The 20,672-nt window shown below is 77.2% G+C and carries 19 protein-coding genes and 1 pseudogene; 11 read left to right on the top strand and 9 right to left on the bottom strand.

The features are described 5' to 3' along the window. Positions 1-18 precede the first annotated feature (18 nt). The 3 genes from ACOQFB_RS04640 to ACOQFB_RS04630 are packed head-to-tail and all read right to left on the bottom strand — an operon-like array spanning position 19 to position 3,153. Positions 19-717, bottom strand: a complete 699-nt coding sequence (locus tag ACOQFB_RS04640) for an ABC transporter ATP-binding protein (protein WP_059438564.1) — start codon at positions 715-717, stop codon at positions 19-21. After that, positions 710-1,924, bottom strand: a complete 1,215-nt coding sequence (locus tag ACOQFB_RS04635; RefSeq protein ID WP_421608793.1) for an ABC transporter permease — start codon at positions 1,922-1,924, stop codon at positions 710-712. The genes ACOQFB_RS04640 and ACOQFB_RS04635 overlap by 8 nt, the downstream gene beginning before the upstream one ends. Beyond that, complete coding sequence (locus tag ACOQFB_RS04630) at positions 1,924-3,153, bottom strand: efflux RND transporter periplasmic adaptor subunit (RefSeq protein WP_421608792.1); 1,230 nt, start codon at positions 3,151-3,153, stop codon at positions 1,924-1,926. Before ACOQFB_RS04630 ends, ACOQFB_RS04635 begins: the two co-directional genes overlap by 1 nt. A 49-nt stretch (positions 3,154-3,202) precedes the next feature. Here ACOQFB_RS04630 and ACOQFB_RS04625 point away from each other — a divergent pair, with 49 nt between their 5' ends. From ACOQFB_RS04625 to ACOQFB_RS04615, 3 genes are all read left to right on the top strand, one after another. Next, positions 3,203-3,865 carry a TetR/AcrR family transcriptional regulator gene (locus ACOQFB_RS04625; protein ID WP_421608791.1) on the top strand — a complete coding sequence of 221 codons (663 nt, stop codon included), beginning with the start codon at positions 3,203-3,205 and terminating at the stop codon, positions 3,863-3,865. Positions 3,866-3,973: 108 nt separating this feature from the next. Next, positions 3,974-4,330 carry an acyl-CoA thioesterase gene (locus ACOQFB_RS04620; protein WP_202813224.1) on the top strand — a complete coding sequence of 119 codons (357 nt, stop codon included), beginning with the start codon at positions 3,974-3,976 and terminating at the stop codon, positions 4,328-4,330. 93 nt (positions 4,331-4,423) lie between these two features. Continuing rightward, a complete protein-coding gene (locus ACOQFB_RS04615; protein ID WP_421608790.1) occupies positions 4,424-5,662 on the top strand; it encodes a CHRD domain-containing protein in 1,239 nt (412 codons plus the stop codon). 25 nt (positions 5,663-5,687) lie between these two features. On the opposite strand, the gene ACOQFB_RS04610 is transcribed toward ACOQFB_RS04615, so the two are convergent. Together ACOQFB_RS04610 and ACOQFB_RS04605 are read right to left on the bottom strand one after the other, a co-directional pair. Beyond that, complete coding sequence (locus tag ACOQFB_RS04610) at positions 5,688-6,497, bottom strand: Rieske 2Fe-2S domain-containing protein (protein WP_421608789.1); 810 nt, start codon at positions 6,495-6,497, stop codon at positions 5,688-5,690. Next, positions 6,494-7,060, bottom strand: coding sequence for a YceI family protein (locus ACOQFB_RS04605; RefSeq protein WP_059437091.1), 567 nt, complete (start codon positions 7,058-7,060; stop codon positions 6,494-6,496). The genes ACOQFB_RS04610 and ACOQFB_RS04605 overlap by 4 nt, the downstream gene beginning before the upstream one ends. Before the next feature lie 127 nt (positions 7,061-7,187). Between ACOQFB_RS04605 and ACOQFB_RS04600 the strand changes: the two genes are divergently transcribed. Beyond that, positions 7,188-7,673: an RNA polymerase sigma factor gene (locus tag ACOQFB_RS04600; RefSeq protein WP_059437090.1), complete on the top strand. Its 486-nt coding sequence runs from the start codon at positions 7,188-7,190 to the stop codon at positions 7,671-7,673. 142 nt (positions 7,674-7,815) lie between these two features. Then, positions 7,816-8,421 (top strand): DUF4384 domain-containing protein, encoded by a 606-nt coding sequence (locus ACOQFB_RS04595; RefSeq protein WP_494492475.1) that lies wholly within the window; start codon positions 7,816-7,818, stop codon positions 8,419-8,421. A 27-nt stretch (positions 8,422-8,448) separates the two neighbouring features. Here the strand turns inward: ACOQFB_RS04595 and ACOQFB_RS04590 are convergent, their stop codons facing one another. Continuing rightward, a complete protein-coding gene (locus ACOQFB_RS04590; protein WP_059437088.1) occupies positions 8,449-9,108 on the bottom strand; it encodes a hypothetical protein in 660 nt (219 codons plus the stop codon). Positions 9,109-9,247: 139 nt separating this feature from the next. Here ACOQFB_RS04590 and ACOQFB_RS04585 point away from each other — a divergent pair, with 139 nt between their 5' ends. From ACOQFB_RS04585 to ACOQFB_RS04565, 5 genes and pseudogenes are all read left to right on the top strand, one after another. Further along, positions 9,248-10,522, top strand: coding sequence for a c-type cytochrome (locus tag ACOQFB_RS04585; RefSeq protein WP_494492474.1), 1,275 nt, complete (start codon positions 9,248-9,250; stop codon positions 10,520-10,522). A 374-nt stretch (positions 10,523-10,896) separates the two neighbouring features. Beyond that, positions 10,897-12,234 carry a YeiH family protein gene (locus tag ACOQFB_RS04580; RefSeq protein ID WP_421608786.1) on the top strand — a complete coding sequence of 446 codons (1,338 nt, stop codon included), beginning with the start codon at positions 10,897-10,899 and terminating at the stop codon, positions 12,232-12,234. A gap of 8 nt (positions 12,235-12,242) precedes the next feature. Next, the gene (locus ACOQFB_RS04575) at positions 12,243-12,476 is read left to right on the top strand and encodes a hypothetical protein (protein WP_059437086.1); all 234 of its coding nucleotides are present in this window, start codon (positions 12,243-12,245) and stop codon (positions 12,474-12,476) included. Positions 12,477-12,544: 68 nt separating this feature from the next. Continuing rightward, a pseudogene (gene cobA / locus ACOQFB_RS04570) lies at positions 12,545-13,702 on the top strand (uroporphyrinogen-III C-methyltransferase); the annotation flags it as partial. 127 nt (positions 13,703-13,829) lie between these two features. Then, positions 13,830-15,650: a nitrite/sulfite reductase gene (locus tag ACOQFB_RS04565; protein ID WP_421608784.1), complete on the top strand. Its 1,821-nt coding sequence runs from the start codon at positions 13,830-13,832 to the stop codon at positions 15,648-15,650. Positions 15,651-15,733: 83 nt separating this feature from the next. Here ACOQFB_RS04565 and ACOQFB_RS04560 read toward each other — a convergent pair whose 3' ends face one another. The 3 genes from ACOQFB_RS04560 to ACOQFB_RS04550 all read right to left on the bottom strand — a co-directional run bounded on the left by ACOQFB_RS04560 (position 15,734) and on the right by ACOQFB_RS04550 (position 18,600). Further along, entirely contained in the window at positions 15,734-17,668 is a 1,935-nt protein-coding gene (locus ACOQFB_RS04560; RefSeq protein ID WP_421608783.1) for a heavy metal translocating P-type ATPase, read from the bottom strand. Positions 17,669-17,963: 295 nt separating this feature from the next. Next, positions 17,964-18,299 carry a hypothetical protein gene (locus ACOQFB_RS04555; protein WP_421608782.1) on the bottom strand — a complete coding sequence of 112 codons (336 nt, stop codon included), beginning with the start codon at positions 18,297-18,299 and terminating at the stop codon, positions 17,964-17,966. A 28-nt stretch (positions 18,300-18,327) separates the two neighbouring features. Next, the gene (locus ACOQFB_RS04550; protein WP_421608781.1) at positions 18,328-18,600 is read right to left on the bottom strand and encodes a hypothetical protein; all 273 of its coding nucleotides are present in this window, start codon (positions 18,598-18,600) and stop codon (positions 18,328-18,330) included. A gap of 255 nt (positions 18,601-18,855) precedes the next feature. On the opposite strand from ACOQFB_RS04550, the gene ACOQFB_RS04545 reads away from it, so the two are divergent. Further along, complete coding sequence (locus tag ACOQFB_RS04545) at positions 18,856-20,646, top strand: DUF294 nucleotidyltransferase-like domain-containing protein (protein WP_421608780.1); 1,791 nt, start codon at positions 18,856-18,858, stop codon at positions 20,644-20,646. Positions 20,647-20,672: the final 26 nt, after the last annotated feature.

The raw sequence follows: 20,672 nt of genomic DNA, 5'->3' as shown, positions 1-20,672 counted from the left end.
CACGGGCCGGCCCAACCGTCACCCCCTCCGCAGATCCTCCACCACCCGCCCGTCCAGCAGGCGGATCACGCGCCGGCAGCGGCCCGCCAGGCGCGCGTCGTGCGTGACGACCAGGAACGCCACGCCGAGCTGCTCGTTCATGGCGCGCATCCGCTCGAAGGCGGCATCGGCCGCGGCGGAGTCGAGGTTGCCGGTGGGCTCGTCGGCGAGCACCACCGCCGGCCGCCGGACGAGCGCGCGCGCCAGCGCGACGCGCTGCTGCTGCCCGCCGGAGAGCGCGCCCGCACGCACGCGGGCGTGCCCGGCCAGCCCGAGCGTCCCGAGGAGCTCCTCCGCGCGCGCCACGTGCTCGGGCAGGAGCCGCCCGTGCGCGATGGCGAGCGGGACGGCGACGTTCTCGGCCGCGGTGAGCGCCGGCAGCAGGTGGTGCGACTGGAACACGAAGCCGATCGTCCCGCCGCGCAGCGCGGTGAGCGCGTCCTCGTCGAGCGCGCCCGTGTCGCGGCCGAACACCTCCACCCGGCCGGTGGTGGGCCGGTCGAGCAGCCCCATGACGTTGAGGAGCGTGCTCTTGCCGGAGCCCGAGGGGCCGACGACGGCGGTCAGCTCGCCCGCGTCGATCGCGAGGTCGATGCCGTGGAGGACGGGCGTGACGACCGAACCGCCGAACGCCCGGCTCACCCCGTGCAAGGCGAGCGCGGGTCCGGGCTCAGTCACGGCGGATCGCCTCCGCCGGATCGAGCCGCGCGGCGCGCCGGGCGGGCGTGAACGCGGCGGCGAGGCCGGCCCCGAGCGCCAGCAGCGCCGAGGCCGCGTACAGCGCCGGCGACAGCTGCACCGGGTAGAGCGGCGTGCCGTCGGGGTGGCGGGCGCTGGTCTCGAACACGAGCGCCAGCACGGACCCGATGGCCACGCCCGCCGCCGCGCCCAGCAGCCCGATGACCGCCCCCTGCACCAGGAACAGCCGCTGGACGCCGCCTCGCGAGAGCCCCATGGCGCGGAGGATCCCGATCTGGCGCTGTCGCTGCACCACCGACACCACCAGCACGCTGGCGATGCCGGCGACCGCGGCGAGCCCCACGAACGCCTGGATGGCGCGGGTGGAGCCGCGCTGGGACCGGAGCGCCGCGAGCAACCTCCCGTTCAGGTCCATCCAGCTCTCCACCCGCAGACCGGTCCGCCGCCGGAGGCGATCGGCGACCTCCGCCGCCGCCCACGCGTCGTCGAGCCGGACCTCGAGCGCGCTCGCGCCGGGCAGCGCGTGCAGCGCCTGCGCGCTCCGGTAGGCCGTGAGCACCCAGCGGAGGTTCTGGTCGCGGGTCCCGAGATCGAACAGGCCTGCCACGACGAACGCGCGCGCGCCGGCGGCGGTGGCGACGCGCAGCGTGTCGCCGCGGGAGAGGCCCAGCTCCTCCGCCAGCTCGATGCCCACCACCACCTCGGACGGCCCGAGCCTCAGGTCCCCCTCGACCACGCGGCCCGGCAGCGCCACCAGCACGCGCCGGTAGGCCTCCGGGTCCACGCCGATGAGGCTCACCGAGCGGCTCGCCTCACCCCTCGACGCCATGGCCGGACCCGACGCGACCGCCGCCACCGCCCGCACGCCCGGCGCCGCCGAGACCTCGCGCGCCACCGCCTGCCACTGGTCCACGGCGCGCAGGCGCTGGGGCGCGCGCTGCACGTGGCTCACCGCCGCGGCGCCGTCCGGCGAGGGCGGCGTGCGGGGAGCCTCGGGGCGAGGGCGCAGCACCACGTGCGGGAGCGCATCCAGGGTCTGCGCCACCATCCCGCGCTCGACCGCGGCCACCAGCGCGTTCAGGAAGAAGAACACCGCCACGCCGACCGCGGTGCCGCCCACGATGAGCGCGGTCTGGGCGCGGCCCTCCCGCAGGAAGCGGAGCGCGAGGAACAGGTCGAGGCGCATCAGCGCTCCTCGCGCGGGCGCACCCGCTGGCCGAGCAGCGCCTCCACGGCCCCGGTCGCCACCGCCTCGCCCTCGACGAGCCCGCCCGTCACCTCGACCGCGCGCGCGCCGCGCAGCCCGGCGTGCACCGCCGCGCGTTCCAGGCGCCCGCCGCGGACGACGGCGCACCAGGTCGAGCCGTCCGGCGCCTCGCGCAGGCCCTCCGGTGGGATGGCCAGCGCGTCCGGGCGCGCGCCGGTCTCGATCTCCACCGAGACGGTCTGGTCCGGCACCAGGCCGCGCGGCGGGTCCGGGACCCGGAGCCGGACCTCGCTCGTCCCCCGCGCCGCGTCCACGCCCGGGCCCACCGACGCGACCACGCCGCCGAGCACCACGTCCGGCCACGCGTCGGCGGTGACGCGGGCGGACTGCCCGGGCCGGGCCCGCGCCAGGTGGCGCTCGTCCAGCTCCACCGCAACCCGCGCCTCCCCGTCCGCCGCCATCACCAGCAGCGCGCGCCCGGCCGTGACCACGTCCCCCGGCTCCGCCCGCCGCTCGAGCACGAGCCCGTCCGCCGGCGCCCGGATCCGCGCCTCCCGCAGCCGGGCCTCGGCGGTGCGCACCGCCGCTGCCGCCTCCGCGGCGCGCGCGCGCGCCAGCCGGAGCTCGGCCCCCCGCACGTCCTGCTGCGCCGCGAGCGCGGTGGCGCGGCGGCTCCTGGCGCGATCCGCCGCGAGCGCCGCGTCCTCCAGCGCGGCCGGCGCGATCGCCTCCTCCGCGCGGAGCGCCTCGGCGCGCCGCAGCTCGGTCTCGGCGCGCCGGAGCGCCGCGTCCGCCTCGCCCAGGCCGGCCGTCGCCGAGGCCGCCGAGGTCGTCGCGAGCTGCGCCACCCGCGCCTCCGCGGCGCCGAGCGCGGCGCGACGCTCCTCGAGCGTGGCGGCGAGCGCGCCGTCGTCCAGCTCGAGCAGCACCTCGCCCGCGCGGACCCGCGCGCCGCGATCGACGTGGACCGCCCGGACCACCCCCGCCAGCGGGACGCCCAGCTCTGCCCGCGCGGCGGCCAGGACCCGCCCGCTCGCGACCACGGTCTCGCGCAGGCCCATGCGCCGGACCCGGGCCACCGCCACGGGCGGCGGGCGCACGGCCAGCGCCGCGGAGCACGCGGCGGCCAGGACCGCCGCGGCGAGCGCGATGGCCCGGCCGCGTCGCGCGGCGAGCGCGCGCAGGAGGCGACGGAGTTTTGCCGACATTGCGTCGGCAACGTTGCCAACCGTGCGTCGGGAAGTCAAGCTGCGGTCGATGCCCCGCATCTCCGCGCCCACCGTCCGCGAGCACCGCGCGGCACGGCGCGCCCGGCTCCTCGACGCCGCGCGCGCCATCCTGCTCGAGCGGGGGCCGGACGCGCTCGCCTTCGGGGCCGTGGCGGATCTGGCCGGCCTGGCGCGCCCGAGCGTGTACGAGTACTTCCCCTCGCGCGACCACCTGCTCGCCGCGCTCGTCGACGCCGAGCTGCCTGCGTGGCTCGCCGAGGTGCGCGCCGAGCTGGAGCGCCACGCGGCCCCCCTCGATCGCCTCGGCGCGTTCGTGCGCGTCCAGCTCGAGATGTTCGCCGGCGGAAAGCACCGGGTCGGCGCCGCCCTGGGCGGCGGCGCGGTCCGGCCTGGACCCGAGCTGGCCCGCACCGTGGCCGCGACGCACGCTCAGGTCTACGCCCTCGTGCAGCCCGCGCTCGCCGCGCTGGGCGTGCAGGACGAGCCCGCCGTGGCCAGGCTGGTGGCCGCCTGCGTGGCGGACGCGATCCGCCAGCTCAAGGGCGGGGCTCCGCCTGCCGCCGTGGCGCGCACGGCGGTCGCGTTCGTGCGCGGCGCGGTCGCGGCGTGCGCCACCCGGGGCGCGGCCCCGGCGCGTCGCGGCAACGCGACCGGCGGGCGCCCGTCCGTGCGCCGCGCGCGGGCGCGGTGATACCCTCGCCGCCGCCCCGCGCCCGAGGAGCCGCCCCTGCCCCGCGTCCACGTCGAGCTGCCCGACACCTTCGCCTTCTCCACCGAGCTGCCGGTCCGCATCGGCGACGTGAACTACGGCGGGCACCTCGGCAACGACGCGGTGCTCTCGCTCGTGCACGAGGCGCGCGTCCGGCTGTTCGCCCGCCACGGCTGGACCGAGCTCGACGTGGGCGGGCCGGGCATCCTGATGGTGGACGCGGCCGTGGTCTACCGGGCCGAGGGCGCCTGGGGGATGACGCTGCGCGTGGACGTCGCCGTCGCGGACCTGGGGTCGCGCGGCTGCGACCTCCTCTACCGGCTGTCCGACGCGGCGAGCGGCAAGGAGATCGCCCGGGCCAAGACCGGCATCGTCTTCTTCGACTACGCGGCGCGCCGCGTGGTCCACGTGCCGGACGCGTTCCGCAGCGCCTTCGACGTCCCCTAGTCCGCGCCCGCCGCCCCAAGGCGGTGCGTCACCCGGCGCGAAGGATCGGTGTCAGTCCGGGCGGCCGATCTCGCGCCAGGGAGGACTCGAACCATGGGACACGTGTTGCTTCGATCGCCGTCGCACGCTGCGCTGCTCGCCTCGCTCCTGCTCGCCGCCTGCGGGGGCGGTGGTTACGGAGGCGGAGGCGGCGGAGGGGGCGGCGGCTACGGCGACGGCGGGGGAGGTGGCGGCGGCGGGGATGGCGGCGGCGACGCGGGCGCCGCCGCGCTGTGGGTGGTCCCCGAGTCCGCGCCGGCGCTGAGCGCCGCCGGGCAGGCCGCGTTCACCGCAGGCGAGCTGTTCTACAACGCGCACACCGCCGCCCACGCCGGCGGCGAGCTCCGCGGCCAGCTCGACCTGGGCGGCGCGCTGCGGATCGCCACGCTGGACGGCGCGCAGGAGACGCCGCCGGTGCTCACGAACGCGTTCGGCGCCGCGGCCTTCACCGTCGATCCCGGCACGCTCCGCATGCGCGGCCTGGTGGTGACCTCGGGGGTCCCCACCGCGAACGCCGCCCACGTGCACCTCGGGGCGCGCGGCGCGCCGGGCGAGATCATCGTCCCGCTGGCCGGCGGCCCCGAGGTGTGGGTGGTGCCGGACGGCGCGGCGCCGCTCACCGCGGCCCAGCGCGACGCGTTCGAGGCGGGCACGCTGTTCGTGAACGTCCACACCCCCGCCCACGCCGGCGGCGAGATCCGCGGCCAGCTCGACCACCGCGGCACCGCGCGCCTCGCCGCGCTCGACGGCGCGCAGGAGGTCCCGGCCACGACCTCCGGCGGCTTCGGCGCCGGCCTGCTCGTGGTGGACGACGCGACCGGCCGGCCGGGCGGCTTCGTGATCTCCCGGAAGCTCACCGCCGAGTCCGCCGCGCACGTCCACCAGGCCGCGCGGGGCGCCTCCGGCGGCGTCATCGTCCCGCTGTTCGGGCGGCCCGGGCTGTGGGTGGTGCGCGACGACGCGGACCCGCTCACCGCCGAGCAGCGGGCCGCCTTCGACGCGGGCGGGCTCTACTACAACGTGCACACCACCGCGAACCCGGCCGGCGAGATCCGCGGCCAGCTCGAGCGCGGCGGCCCGATCCGCATCGCCTCGCTGGACGGCGCGCAGGAGACCCCGCCGGTGACCTCCGCCGGGCTCGGGGCCGGGCTGCTCGCGCTCGACGACGGCGGCGGCGGCGAGGTGGGCGGGTTCGTGATCGCCGCGGGCCTCACCAGCCCGACCTCGGCCCACGTCCACCAGGGCGCGCGCGGCGCCCCCGGGGACATCGTCGTGCCGCTCTCGGGCCCCTGAGCCCCCCGGGCCCGACGAGACGCGCTCACGCCGGGACGTGCACCGTCACCGCCAGGGCATCGGCGGTGACGTCGTACGTCCCGAGCGCGCGCGTGGCCGGGCCCTGCTGCACGCTGCCGTCGAGCGCGTAGCGCGAGTCGTGGCACGGGCAGATCACCAGCCCGCGCCCCGCGTCCCAGCCGACGGTGCAGCCGAGGTGCGTGCAGATCGCGTCGAGCGCGGCGTACGCCCCGCCCGCGAGCGCCACCACGACGAGCGCGAGCGGCCGGGGCGCGCCGCCCGGGCGCCCGACCACCGAGCCTCCCGCGGCCGCGAGCTGCGGGAAGTCGGCGAGCGGGAACGCCACCGCGCCGTCGTCCCAGCGCGGGAACCCCGGATCGCCGGCGACGAGGTCCACCGCCACCTCGTCGAGCGCCGGGTCGTGGAACGCAGCGTACGGCGTCAGCCCCTGCACCGCGGGCGGGCGCGTGACGCGGCCCTGCAGGTCGAAGGTGGAGGCGTGGCACGGGCAGACCACCTCGCCGGCCTCGAAGCCCACCGGGCAGCCCTGGTGCGTGCAGGTGCTCGACATGGCCGCGAACGTGCCGTCGGCCGCGTGGACCACGAGCACCGGGTCGGCGAGCCCCGGCGCGCGCGCCCGCACGGCGCCCCCGGGCCGCGCGAGCGCCGGGTAGCGCGACAGCGCGAGCGTGAGCCGCCCGTTCACCGGCGCGGGGACGTCCACCAGCGGGGCGGGCGAGGTGTCGGGCGCGCAGGCGGGCAGCGCCGCGGCGGCGGCGGCCCCTGCGCCGCCGGCCAGGGCGCGGCAGAGGAACTGACGGCGGGTGACGCTCATGGCTCGCCCTCCAGCTCGAGCCGCGCGTCGATGTCCACGCGGTCGTCCACCTTCACGAACAGCAGCTCCGGCCGCTCGACCTGGTGGTCGTCCAGGCTCACCGGGAAGCTCGCCTCGACGCGGGCGCGATCGGGCGCGTCGAAGTGCACGGCGGCCGCCACCTCCACCGGCCGCGGCGACTTGAGCGTCAGCTCGCCGCGCAGCGCGATCCGCAGGTCCGCCGGGTAGCGGTCCGGCGCGTCGAGGTGGCCGACGCCCTTGAAGACGACGTACGGCTGCCGCGCCGCGCCGGTGACCTCGAGCATGTGCGCGTCGCGGTTCGAGTTCCCCGAGTGGAAGGAGTCGAGCGGCGCGCGGATCATCACCTGCACCGTCCCGTCCGGCAGCACCCGCGCCCTCCCCTCCACCGCGCGGGACAGCCCGTTCACCTCGTGGAACTTGTGGACGAGCCGGTACCCCAGCGTGCTGGCAGGGCCGACGGCGAAGGTGCGCGGGGCCGCTCCAGCGGGCGAGGCCGATGGGGCGAGTGCGGCGAGGATCGAGACGGCGAGCGCGGCGATCATGCCGTCGAGACACCCGGCGTGCGCCGCCGGGGACACCGCGCACCCGAGGTGCGCGTACCCCCGTTGGGCCCGCCGCTCCGGGACCCACGCGCCGGTTCGCGGGTGTCGTTAGGAACGTGCGGTGCCGATGGACGAGCAGGCGGCTGCCCGGCTCTACCGGACCTACGGGCCGGCGGTGTACCGACGTTGCCTGCGGCTGCTCCGCGATCGCGAGCTGGCCCGCGACGCGACCCAGGACGTGTTCGTGCAGCTCCTGCGGCACTGGACCCCCTCGACCGAGCCGGAGGCGGTGCTCCACTGGATCTACCGGGTGGCCACCAACCACTGCCTCAACCTCCTGCGCAACGCGCGGCGCCACGGGGAGCAGTCCCTGGAGCTCGCCCCGGCGCGCGCGGCGGCGGGGGCGGCGGCCGAGCCGCAGCGACTGGTGGCGCAGCGGGTGCTGTCGCGGTTCGACGAGGTGACGCAGGCTGTCGCGGTGGGGGTGTTCGTGGACGGGATGGAGCACGAGGAGCTGGCGCGGGCGCTCGGGATCTCCCGGCGCACCGTGAGCCGTCGCCTCGACCGCTTCGTCGAGTCCGCGCGCCAGTTCCTGGCCCGAGGTGAGGGATGACGGCCTGCCCGTCCGACCTGAGGCTGGAAGCCCTGCTGCTCGCGCCCGACGGCGCGGACGCGGCGCACGTGACCGCGTGCCCGGCCTGCCAGGAGCGGCTCGCGGAGATGCGCGCGCCCAGGGCGAGGCGTTCGCGCGCGAGGTGTACCCGGCGACCGTGGACGCGGTGGTCGCGTCCGTGCGGAACGCGCCGGGGTGGGATGCGCCGGGCCCGCGAGCGGCGCCGCGCCTGCGCTGGCTGCGGTTCGCCGTCCCGCTCGCCGCGGCCGCCGCGGTGGCGCTGTTCCTCCTGGTGCGCCTGCGCCCGGCGCCCACGGTGGAGCTGTCGGTGTTCGTGCAGGACGCCGCGCGCGCGGCGCCGGTGGCCGACGGCGAGCGCGTCCCGGCGTCCGCGGCCCTCCGCTTCGAGGTGCACCCCAGCTCGCCCTGCTGCCTGTGGATCCTCTCCGTCGATCCCAGCGGGAACATCGCGCGGCTCTATCCGCCGAAGGGCGACAAGGCGTCCGAGGAGCTCATCCACCCGGCCGAGCCGCACGTGCTGCCCACCACGGCGGTCCTCGACGGGCAGGCCGGCCCGGCGCGCATCTTCGCGGTGTGCACCAAGGCGCCGGTGCCGTGGCCGGCGCTGAAGGACGCCGCCGCGAAGAAGCTCGAGAAGGGCGAGGAGGCCGTGCGCCAGCTCCGCGCCATCAGCGGCCTGCCCCGCGGCTCCGCGCAGACCTCGGTGCTGATCGAGAAGCGCGGCTGACCGGCGCCGCGGAGCAGGCGCAGCCGCTCAGAACAGCAGCACCGTCACCCCGATCGTCATCGCGCCGAGCGTCGCGTACCCCACGCCCTGGTGCACCGCCGCCAGGTCGCGCTCGGAGAGGCTGCCCGCCCGCCGCCGCGCCACGATGCCGAGCACGATCTGCGTGACCATGCCGGCCGTGGCCGCGCCCATGGCGAGCTTGTGCAGGAGCGCGGTGTCGAGCCGGACCGGCTCCGCGAGCGGCTTCGGGGCGAGCACGCCGAGGAGCGCGGTCGAGAGGAACAGCGCGCTCGTGCCGTAGGCGAGCCCGCGATGCCAGGCGTGGTAGCGCCCGGTGTCGCCCCCGCCGCGGAAGCGGTCGTCGAAGTCGAGCTGGCCGACCACCGTGGTGGCGGCCAGCGCGGCCCAGGTGGCGAGGCCGATCGCGGGGTGCAGCCTGAGCATCAGGCGGCGCCGCTCGAGCTGGCGCTGGACGCGCGGATCGGCCTGCTTCGCGGGCCGTCCCAGGAGATCGAAGTCGAGGTCGGGCGGCGTCGGCTCGAGGTTCGGGCGAGGCTCGGCGGGCGCGTCGCGCGGCCTCTCGTCCCCGGCCTCCTTCGCGGCCTCCCCGGCGCGCGCCGGCCCGGCGGCGGCCAGCGCCAGGGCGAGCGCCACCCCGGCGGCTCCACGCAGTGCGTTCGCGGTCATCCCGGGTTCCGACACCCGCCGCCGCCCCCGTGCGACACGCGCCGTGTCGAACGGCCCGGATGAAGCCCGCCGAAACGCGCCGCAGCGCCCGCGCATCGGATGCCTGGACCGGAACCGGAGGAGCGAGATGCCTCGACGCGTGAACGCAGGAACGGCCGCCTGGCTGCTGGGCGGTGGTGCCATCGTCGTCTTCACCCTCGCTACCGCGGCGCTCGCGACGCCGAGGGGCGGGCCGAAGGCGTCCATCGCGGAGGGCCGGCAGGTGTTCCGCTACGACACCTTCGGCGACGAGGCGTTCTGGAGCGGCGTGCTGCGCCTGCACGAGCCCATCGCGACGCTCACCCCGCTCCAGGCGCTCGGCGCCGGCCTGAAGGTGGACCTCGACGCGCTCCCTCGCGAGACGGTGGACGCGCTCCGCGCCGGCCAGGTGAACCTGGAGGACCCGCGCGTCACGCTGGACCTGCTCGCGCGCGACGCGGTGGTGGGCGTGAAGGCGAAGGTGGAGGACGGCGCGCTCCGCTCGGTCGGCATCACCTGCGCGCTCTGCCACTCCACCGTGGACGACGCGCTCGCGCCCGGCGTGGGCCGCCGGCTCGACGGCTGGCCCAACCGCGACCTGGACGTCGGCGCGATCGTGGGCCTGTCGCCGAACCTCCAGCCCGTGGCGGACCTGCTCGGCGTGGACGTGCCGGCGCTGCGCTCGGTGCTCGGGGCGTGGGGGCCGGGCAGGTTCGACGCGACCGTGTTCCTCGACGGGAAGGGCTTCCGGCCGGACGGCAAGACCGCGGCCACCCTCATCCCGCCGGCGTTCGGCCTGGCCGGCGTGAACCTCCACACGTTCACCGGCTGGGGACAGGTCACCTACTGGAACGCGTTCGTCGCGAGCCTCGAGATGCACGGGCAGGGCACGTTCTTCGACCCGCGCCTCGACGACGCGACGAAGTACCCGATCGCCGCGCGGAACGGCCTCGGGCACGTGCGCCCGCCCGAGGGCCAGCCCGACCTCGTCACGCCGAAGCTGCCCGCGCTCCACGCCTACCAGCTCTCGCTCGACGCCCCGACGCCGCCCGAGGGCGGCTTCGATCCGGCGGCGGCCGCCCGCGGCGGCGCGCTCTTCGCCGGCGCGGCGAAGTGCGCGAGCTGCCACGTCCCCCCGATCTTCACGGAGCCGGGCTGGAACCTGCACACGCCGGCCGAGCTCGGGATCGACGACTTCCAGGCGAACCGCGGTCCCGAGGGGCGCTACCGGACCACGCCGCTGCGCGGCCTGTGGGCCCACGCGAAGGGCGGCTACTACCACGACGGCCGCTTCGCGACGCTCGGCGACGTCGTCGACCACTACGACCAGCACCTCGGCCTCGGCCTCACGCCGGCGCAGCGCCAGGACCTCGTGGAGTACCTGAAGTCGCTCTGATCCTTCGAGCCGAGCGACCTCCGCCCGCCCCTCGACGGGCTCGGGGCGAGCGGCGTGCTCCGCCCCCCGTACGCACCCTCCCGCGAGCCCGGCTCCACGGCCGGGCTCGCGCCGTTCCACCCGATCCGTCCGTCAAACCGGACAATCATCCGTTGTCCGCTTGACAGGATTCACGTCCGTCATCCAAGATGCGGTCACCATGCGCTCCCCCGCTCCCCGGATCGACGCGCGCGCACGGCAGGCGCGGTGCGCCTGTCGCCGGCCGGCGCCCACCGCGCGAATGCGCGGCTGAGCGCCGGCGAGCGCGTCCTCCCTCTCCCCTCGTTTCCGCTCACCCCCGGCGCGGCCCGTGACCGCGCCCGATGGAGACCTCCATGTCGAAGGCCGTCACCGCAGCCCTCCCCTGGCACCGCCGCGAGGACACCTGGGCGATCCTGATCGCGCTCGGGCTGGTCCTCGCCGTCACCACCGCGTTCTTCCTGGGCGGCGCGCGCGCCGTCTCGGCCACCGCGCTCTCGTTCCCGACCTGGTCCGACGGCGGCAAGCTCCTCGGCGCGGTCGGCGCGAACCCGCTCGCGCCGCTGGCGCTGTTCGGGACGTTCCTGGTGGCGTTCTCCGTCGCGTCCCTGGTGATCGGCTGGGACGTCGCCCGGTACGCGGCCGGGTTCGCGCTCCTGTTCGCGTTCTCCATCGTGGTGACCGCGCTCGGCTCGAACGCCGTGCTGAAGCAGTGGCAGCTCGAGACCCCGCTGCTGGCGCTCGCGGTGGGGATGCTGCTCGGGAACGCGGTGACGCTGCCCGCGTGGTTCCAGTCGGCGCTCCGCACCGAGTTCTACGTGAAGGTGGGGATCGTGCTGATGGGCGCGACGCTGCCGTTCACCATCATCCTGGAGGCGGGCCCGCTCGCGATCGCGCAGGCCACCCTGGTCGCGGTCACCACGTTCGTCACCATCCACCTCGCCGCCACGCGCCTGTTCGGGCTCGATCCGCGCTTCGCGGCCACGCTCGGCGCGGGCGGCTCCATCTGCGGCGTGTCCGCCGCCATCGCCATCGGCGGCGCGTGCCGGGCGGAGAAGTCCCACGTCTCGGTCGCCATCTCCATGGTCATCCTGTGGGCGGTGGCGATGATCTTCGCGCTGCCGTTCGCCTGCCGCGCGCTCGGGCTCGCGCCCGGCGTGGCCGGCGCCTGGATCGGCACCTCCGAGTTCGCGGACGCGGCCGGGTTCGCGGCCGCCTCGGCGCTGGGCGACGAGCGCGCGGTGAAGACCTTCACGCTCATGAAGGTCGTGGGCCGCGACATGTTCGTGGGCGTTTGGGCGCTGGTGGTGGCGTTCCTGTCGGTGACCCGCTGGGACCGCGAGCGCGCCGGCGCGCCGGAGCAGGTCGGGACCGGCGAGATCTGGCGGCGCTTCCCGAAGTTCATCCTCGGCTTCCTGGCGGCGTCGCTCGTGGTGACCGTGATCCTCGCCTCGGTGGACGCCGGGGCCGGCACGCGCTTCTCGAAGGAGGCGATCGGCCCCCTCAAGAACCTGCGCGGCTGGGCGTTCACCTGGACGTTCCTCTCCATCGGCTTCACGACGCGCTTCCGCGAGCTGACCCGGTTCGGCTGGCGCCCGTTCGCGGCGTTCGCGGTGGGCGTGCTCGTGAACGTCCCGCTCGGCTACTGGCTGTCCACCCACGTCTTCGACGCCTACTGGCTCGCGGTGCGGTGAGGCGCGCCATGGTCGACCACGTCACCCGCATCACCGTGGACGCCGGGGCGCCCCGCGCCGCCGAGCTGGGCCGCGCGCTCGCCCGGCTTGGGTTCACCGTCCACGCCGGGCGCCGGCGCCTGGTGGGCGAGTCGAGCGACGTCGAGGCGCAGGACGCGAAGCGGCGCCTCCGCGCGCTCGGCTTCGCCGACCGGGAGTACCGCGTCTTCCTCGAGTACGTCCGCCGCTGGGGGGTGCTGTGACCGCGCCGCTCGTGCCGCTGTTCGTGAAGCTCGCCGGCCGCGAGGTGGTGGTGGTGGGCGGCGGGGCGATGGCGGCGCTCCGCGTCCGACAGCTCGCCGAGGCCGGCGCCCGCGTGAAGGTGGTCGCCCCGGAGATCCGCGAGGCGGTCGCCGGGCTCGCGGCGGAGCTCGTCCGGCGACCGTTCCGCGGCGGCGACCTCGACGGCGCCTGGCTGGCCGTGGCCGCCGCGACGCCGGAGGTGAACCGCGACGTGGCGCGGGCCGCCGAGGCGCGCCGCATCCTGGTGAACGCGGTGGACGACCCGGAGCACGCCACCGCCTACACCGCGGGCGTGGTCCGGCGCGGGGACGCCACGGTGGCCATCTCCACCGGCGGGCGCGCCCCGGCGCTGGCGGGGCTGCTCCGGGAGGCGCTGGACGCGCTGCTCCCGCCCGAGGTGGCCGGCTGGGTGGACGCCGCCGAGGCGGCGCGGCCCGGCTGGAAGGCCGCGCGCGTGCCGCTCGCGGCGCGGCGCGGGCACCTGCTCCGGACCCTGAACGCGCTCCACGGCGAGGCGGCCGAGGCGCCCGCCCCGCCCGGCCTCGTCTCGCTGGTGGGCGCCGGGCCCGGCGACGCGGGGCTGCTCACGCGCCGCGGCGCCGAGCGGCTCCGGACCGCCGACGTGGTCCTGTACGACGCCCTGGTCGATCCCGCGGTGCTCGCGCTCGCGCCCTCCGCCCACCGCTTCCACGTGGGGAAGCGCGCCGGGCGCCCCAGCGTCTCGCAGCGCGCCATCGAGCGGCTGCTGGTGCGGGCCGCCCGCGCCGGCAAGCGCGTGGTCCGGCTGAAGTGCGGCGATCCGTTCGTGTTCGGCCGCGGCGGCGAGGAGGCGCTGGCGCTCGCCGCGGCGGGCGTGCCGTTCGAGGTGGTGCCCGGCGTCTCGTCCGCCGTCGCCGCCCCGGCGCTCGCGGGCATCCCGGTGACCCACCGCGGGACGTCCGCCGCGTTCGCGGTGGTGGCCGGGCACGCCGAGGCCTCCTACGGCCCGGTGCTCGACGGCCTCGCGCCGGGCACGCTCTCGCTGGTGGTGCTCATGGGCGTGGGCGAGCGCGCCGGCATCGCCGCGCGGCTCCGCGCCCGCGGCTGGTCCTCCGACACGCCCGCGGCGCTCGTCCTGGGCGCGTCGGGCGAGCTCGCCCACACCTGGCGCGGCCGCCTCGCCGACCTGGCCTGCCTCGCGCTCCCGCCGGATCGCGCCCACCTCCCCGGCACGCTCGTCATCGGAGCCGTCGCCGCCCTCTCCCTCCGCTCGCCGCTCTCCACCCCGCAGCCGCCGCCCGCGCCGACGCGCGGCCGGCCTGAAAGGATCCCCAGTGACCTCCACGCCCCCGCCCGCCGCGCGCGAGCGCGCCTCCTTCGCGGACGACGCCGAGATCTCCGCCTTCCTCGACACCCTGGGCCGCTTCGAGCGCGGCGAGCTCGACGCCGAGGCCTGGCGCGCCTACCGCGTCCCCAGGGGCGTCTACGGGCAGCGCCAGGACGGCGTCCACATGCTGCGCATCAAGCTGCCGCAGGGCGCCGTGACCGGCGCGCAGCTGCGCGCCATCGCGAACGTCGCCACCCGCTGCTCTCGCGGCTTCGGGCACGTGACCACGCGCCAGAACTTCCAGCTCAACTACGTCCGCCCCGCCGATCTCGAGCCCGCCCTGCGGCGCCTGGCCGGGGCCGGCATCACCACCTCGGGCGCGTGCGGCAACACGGTGCGCAACGTGCTCGCCTGCCCGCGCGCCGGCGTCTCGCCGGACGAGGTCTTCGACGTGACGCCGTACGCGGAGGCGTTCACCCGCCACTTCCTGCGCCACCCGCTCGGCCACTCGCTGCCGCGCAAGTTCAAGGTGGCGTTCGAGGGCTGCGCCGCCGACCACGTCGCGACCGCCATCCAGGACCTCGGCTTCCGCGCCCGGCTGCGCGACGGCGTCCGGGGCTTCGCGGTGACCGTGGCCGGCGGGACCTCGTCGCTCTGCACCGCCGGCGCGCTCCTCGTGGACTTCCTGCCTGCCGCGGACGTCCTCGCGCTGGGCGAGGCGGTGATCCGGGTGTTCCACGCCCGCGGCGATCGCGTGAACCGGCACCGGAACCGGCTCAAGTTCCTGGTCCGCGCGCTCGGCTTCGAGCCGTTCCGCGCGCTCGTCCTGGAGGCGCTGGAGCAGGTGCGGGCCGAGGGGGCCCCGGCGCTGCCGTTCGATCCGGAGCGCCCGCCCGTCGAGGACCCGCCCGCCGCCGCGCGCCCGCCCGCGCCGGCCGTCGCCGACCTCGCCGCGCGGATCCGCGGCGCCCCGCTCCGAGGGCCCGGCGAGCCGCCGGCGCTCCGGATCGTCACCGAGCCGGCCCCGGGCGCGCTCGCGGCGTTCCGCGCCACCAACGTGCTCCCGCAGCGGCAGGCCGGGTACGCGATCGTCGCCGCGTCGCTCGCGCAGGGGGACGCGACCGCGGCGCAGCTCGAGGCGCTCGCCGCGCTGGCCGAGGCCTACGGCGACGGCGTGGTGCGCTTCACGAGCGGCGGGCACGTGCTCCTCCGCTGGGTCCGCGAGGAGGACGTGCCGGCGCTGCACGCCCGGCTCGCCGCCGCCGGCCTGGGGCGGGACGGCGCCGGGTCCGCGGCCGACGTGGTCGCGTGCCCGGGCGCCGACGTGTGCCGGCTCGCGGTGACGCGCACCCGCGCGCTCGCGCGCCTGATCGAGGCCGAGGTGCGGCGCGCGGTGCCGGGCGCCGCGGCGGCGCCGCTGCCCGTCGCCATGTCCGGGTGCCCGAACGGCTGCAGCCAGCACCACCTCGCCGCCATCGGCCTGCAGGGCAGCGCGCGCAAGCTGGGCGGCCGCGCGGTGCCGCAGTACTTCGTGCTGCTGGGCGGTCACGTGGACGCGGGCGGCGCCACCTTCGGCCGGCTCGCCGCCAAGGTGCCGGCGCGGCGCGTCCCCGAGGCGCTGGCGCGGCTCACGTCGCTCTACCTCGCCGGGCGCCGCGACGGCGAGGCCGCCGGGCCGTTCTTCGCGCGGAGCCTGGACCGCGCGAAGGCGGTCCTCGCCGAGTACGAGCACCTGCGGCTCGAGGACACCCGCCCCGAGGACTTCATCGAGCCGGGCGCGACCGAGGACTTCCGCCCGGGGGCGGACGTGGGCGAGCGCGCCGCGTAGCGCATCCGGATCCCGGGCTTCCGCTCGCCCCGAGCCCGTCGAGGGGCGGGCGGAGGGTCGCTCGCCCCCGGCGGCCAGGGCCATCACAGCTCCGCGCGCCGGAGGAGCTGCGCGTTCGCGGCGACCACGATGGTGCTGACGGACATGAGCACCGCGCCGACCGCCGGCGCGAGCACGATGCCCCAGGGCGCGAGCACGCCCGCCGCGAGCGGGATCGCGACGACGTTGTAGCCCGCCGCCCACCAGAGGTTCTGGATCATCTTGCGGTACGTCGCCCGGCTGAGCGCGACGATGCGGGGGACGTCCCTCGGGTCGCTCCGCACCAGCACCACGTCGCCCGCCTCGACCGCGACGTCGGTCCCGGCGCCGACCGCGACGCCCACGTCGGCCGTCACGAGCGCCGGCGCGTCGTTCACGCCGTCCCCCACCATGGCGACCCGCTTGCCGCCCCGCCGGAGCGCCTCGATCACCTCGGCCTTCCGGTCCGGGAGGACCTCCGCGTGGACGGTGTCGATCCCGAGCTCGCGTGCGACCGCCTCTGCGACCGCGCGCGAGTCGCCGGTGAGCATCTCGACCTCGAGGCCCATGGCGTGGAGGCGCCGCACCGCGTCCGCCGACTCGGGGCGGGCCGCGTCGGCGACGGCGAACGCCGCGGCCGCGGTGCCGCGGTCCACGAGGAACACGACCGCCTGGCCCCGTCCCGCCGCCTCGCGCGTGAACGCCTCGAGCCCGGCGGCGGGCGTCAGGTCCAGCCGGCGGAGCAGGTTCGGCCCGCCGACGAGCCGCTCGCGTCCGTCCACCCGGGCGCGAACGCCGTGCCCGGGGATGGCCTCGAACCCCTGCGCCTCCGGGATCGCGAGCCCTCGGGCGCGGGCGGTGCGCACGATGGCCCGCGCCACGGGGTGCTCGGAGTCGCGCTCGACCGCGGCCGCCAGGGCCAGCGCCTCCGCCTCGCCGAGCCCGTCCGCCCGGACCCCGACCACGCGGTGCTCGCCGAGCGTCAGCGTCCCGGTCTTGTCGAACACCACCGTCGTGAGGCGGCGCGCCTCCTCGAGGCCGCGCCGGTCCCGCACGAGCAGCCCGGATCGCGCGCCGAGCGTGGTCGAGATCGCGACGACGAGCGGGATCGCCAGGCCGAGCGCGTGCGGGCACGCGATGACGAGGACGGTCACGACGCGCTCCACCACGAAGGCGCCCGGCGCGCCCGCGAGCCCCCAGCCGGCGGCCGTGATCACCGCCGCGGCGACGGCGATCAGCGTCAGCGCGAACGCCGCCCGGTCCGCCAGCGCCTGCGCGCGGGAGCGCGAGGTCTGCGCCGCCTCCACGAGCCGCATGATCCCGGCGAGCGCGGTCTGCTCGCCCGTCCCGGTCACCTCGACGCGGAGCGACCCCGCCCCGTTGACGGTCCCCGCGATGACCGCGTCGCCCGTGCACTTCCTCACCGGCCGCGACTCGCCGGTGATCATCGACTCGTCCACGCTGCTCTCGCCGGAGCGCACCCGGCCGTCGGCTGGGGTCCGCGCGCCGGGGCGGAGCAGGACGGTGTCGCCGGTGCGCAGCGACGAGAGCGGGACCTCCTCCTCGCGGCCGTCGACGACCCGGACCGCCGCCGAGGGCAGCAGCCGGGCGAGCTCGCGGAGCGCTCCGCCCGCCTGCGAGATCGAGCGCATCTCGATCCAGTGGCCGAGGAGCATGACCGTGACGAGCGTGGAGAGCTCCTCCCAGAGCGGCATCCCCGGATAGCCGGCGGTCACGGCGACACTGAACGCGAACGCGACCCCGATCGCGAGCGCGATGAGCGTCATCATCCCGGGCAGCCGGGCCCGCAGCTCGCGCAGCGCCCCTGCCAGGAACGGGGTCCCGCCGTACGCGAAGACCACGATCCCGAAGACGGGCGGGATCCAGCGCGAGCCCGGGAAGGCCGGGGCATTCCAGCCGGTCGCCGAGGGCAGCATGTGACCCCAGACGACCGTCGGCACGGTGAGGGCGAGCGCGACCCAGAACCGGGTCCGGAACATCCCGACGCTGTGTCCCTCGTGCCGGTCGTGGGCCGCGTGATCCCCGTGCCGCCCCTCCGCGTGCGCCGGCGGGCGCTCGCGCTCCGGCGCGCCCGGGAGCTCGGGATGCCGAGGGTACCCGGGCTCGGCGGGCGTGCGCCGGGGCGGCGGAGCGGGACGCCCCGCCGGATGCCCCTCGTGTCCCCGGTGCCCCGTGTGCTCGTCCATCCCATCACCTCGCGCCGCGAGCTCCCGGCGCTGCGCACATAGCGGCGCGGGCGCGTGGCTTCAACACGGGGGGGCCGGCACGCCCCGCTCAGCGGGCCGCGGTGCGCCACCACGCGTCGGTCGCGTCCCACGCCGCCTGGTGATCGAGCCCCTTCATCATCTCCTCCGCGTGCTTCCCGGCGCGGGCGGCCATCACCTCGCCGTCGTCGCCGGAGCGGGTCGCGTCCCACGCGGTCTGGTGATCGCTGCCCTTCATCATCTCGACCGCGTGCCCGTGCATCCGGGCGGTGAGGTCGGTGCGAGAGACCGAGGCGCGCACCGCCTCGCGGGCCTCGTCGGTGCTGGTGGGGGTCTGCGCGGCGCGGGCCGCTCCGGCGCCGAGCGCGAGCGCCGCGGCGAGCGGGATCGAGTGGCGGAGCTTCATGGTCGTTTCCTCCAGGTCGTGGACGGGTTTACCGCATGCAGGCGCAGGCCATCCGCGCCGCCTCGGGCCGGGCCGGCCGCTCGCGCGCCGGCGCCTGCGCCGGGTAGCGGGTGTCGTCGTAGGCCGGGCCTGCGGCGACCGCGCCCGTCCCGGCGGTGCCGCTCGTGGTGAGGGTGACGTGCGTTGCCTCCCCGTAGTTCACGTCGTCGTGCGAGCCCGCGTTCGGCGGCAGGTCGGCGGCGAGGGCGGAGCCCCCGAGCATCGTGGCGGCGGCGAGGGCGAGGAAGATCCGGGTGCGCATGTTCTCTCCTTGTGCGGGCGTCCGGCCCGCGGCTTCGTCGTGGATTCGACGCCGACTCGAGATTGCAGCGCGCGTGCCGGACGCCGCGCGCGCGCCTGCCGCGGAAACCGCGCGAGATCCGGCGCGGCCGGGCGCGCGGCCCGGCGCGCGGCGTGACCGCGACCGTCACATCGTGATCGCCCGCGATCCGCTCCTGCGCGGCCGTGCCGCAGCCCGGCCGTTGTCCCCCGGCGGCGGCCGTGCCAAGGTCTCGGCGTGGACCCCGCCGCCGCCCTGCGCGCGATCCCGCCGTTCGACCGGCTGCCCGAGCCGCTGTTCTCGGACGCGGTCGCGCACCTCGAGCCGTGCGCGTTCCCCGCCGGCACCTGGATCGCGCGCGCCGGCGGCGAGCCGCTCCGGCACCTCTTCATCGTCCTCGGCGGGACCGTGCGCCTCGAGCGCCACGGGCAGAGCGTGCAGGTGCTCGAGGAGGGCGAGACCTTCGGGTTCACCTCGCTCCTCACCGGCGCGGCGGCGCTCGACGTGGTGGTCGAGGAGGACCTCGCGGCGTGGCGGCTGCCGCAGGAGGTCTTCGAGCGGCTGCTCGCCGACCGCACCTTCGCGGGCCACTTCGCGGCCGGCCTGGGCCAGCGGCTCCGCTCCAGCCTCGAGCAGTCGCCGGTGGCCGCGTTCCAGCCCGACCTGGCGCTCCCGGTCGGCGACCTGCTGCGCGGCCCGGCGGTCTGGATCGAGGGCGGCGCGACGGTGCTCGAGGCCGCGCGGACCATGCGCGACCACCGCATCTCGTCGGTGCTGCTCCGCACCGAGCCGCCGGCGATCCTCACCGATCGCGACCTGCGCAACCGGGTGGTGGCCGAGGGGCTCCCCGGGAGCGCGCCGGCGGCGAGCGCCGCCTCGGGCCCGCTGCGGACGGTCGAGGCCGCGACGCCCGTGTACCAGGCGTGGCTCGCGCTCCTCGACGCGGGCCTCCACCACCTGCCGGTGGTCCGGGCGGGCGAGATCGCCGGGGTGGTCACCTCCACCGACCTGATGCGGGTCTCCGGGCACGGGCCGATGGCGCTGCTGCGGCGCGTGGAGCGGCTCGCCTCGCGCGAGCGCCTCGCCGGCTACGCGGCGCAGGTGTCGGACATGGTGGCGGGCCTGCTCGGGGCGCGGCTCGACCCGATGGTCATCGCGCAGCTCGTGGCCCGGCTCAACGACACGCTGCTCCGCACCGCGGTGCGCTGGGCCGAGGCGGAGCTGGGGCCCGCGCCCGCGCCGTGGGCGTGGCTCGCGCTCGGCTCCGAGGGCCGGATGGAGCAGACGCTCCTCACCGACCAGGACAACGCGCTGGTCTTCGCCGACGAGGGGCTCCCGGCGCGCGGGTGGTACCAGGCGCTCGCGGACCGCGTGGTGGCGGACCTGCGCACCGCCGGCTTCCCGGCCTGCCCGGGCGGCTACATGGCGACGCGCTGGAACGGGCCGATGACGGAGTGGCGCGAGCGCTTCCGCACCTGGCTGGCCGAGCCGCGGCCGCAGGCGCTCCTCGAGGCCGCCGTCTTCCTCGACTTCCGGCGCGCGGCCGGCGCGCTCGACGTGGCGCCGCTGCAGGAGGTGGTCGCGGGCGCGGCGGAGCTGCCGCTGTTCCTGCGGGGCATGACGGAGCAGGCGGTCCGGTTCCACCCGCCGCCCGCATTGCTGCTGCGCCTGCGCGGCGCGTCCTCCACCGTGGACCTCAAGAAGCATGGCCTGGCGCCGGTGGCGTTCCTGGCGCGCTGCTACGCGCTGGAGAGCGCCGTGGCGGAGCGCGGGACCCTCGAGCGGCTGGCCGCGGCCGAGCGGGCCGGCCGGATGGACCCGGAGCTGCGCGAGAGCGTCGCCGAGGCGTACCGGTTCCTGGTGGGCCTGCGGCTCCGGCTGCAGCTTCGCCACCTGGCCGAGGGCAGGCCGCCCGGCGACGAGGTGGCGCTGTCGGCGCTCTCGCCGGTGGAGCGCACCCGGCTCAAGGAGGCGTTCCGCGCCATCCGCGGCTGGCAGGACGCGGTGGCGTTCCGGTACCGGCTGTGAGGCGCCGGTCCCTCCCCGCGGCGCGC

Origin of the sequence: Anaeromyxobacter sp. Red801 (assembly GCF_049201065.2) — a bacterium.
In the GTDB taxonomy this organism is placed as follows: domain Bacteria; phylum Myxococcota; class Myxococcia; order Myxococcales; family Anaeromyxobacteraceae; genus Anaeromyxobacter.
Note: the sequence above shows the minus strand (reverse complement) of the source record. Positions and strands in the feature narration are given on the sequence as shown.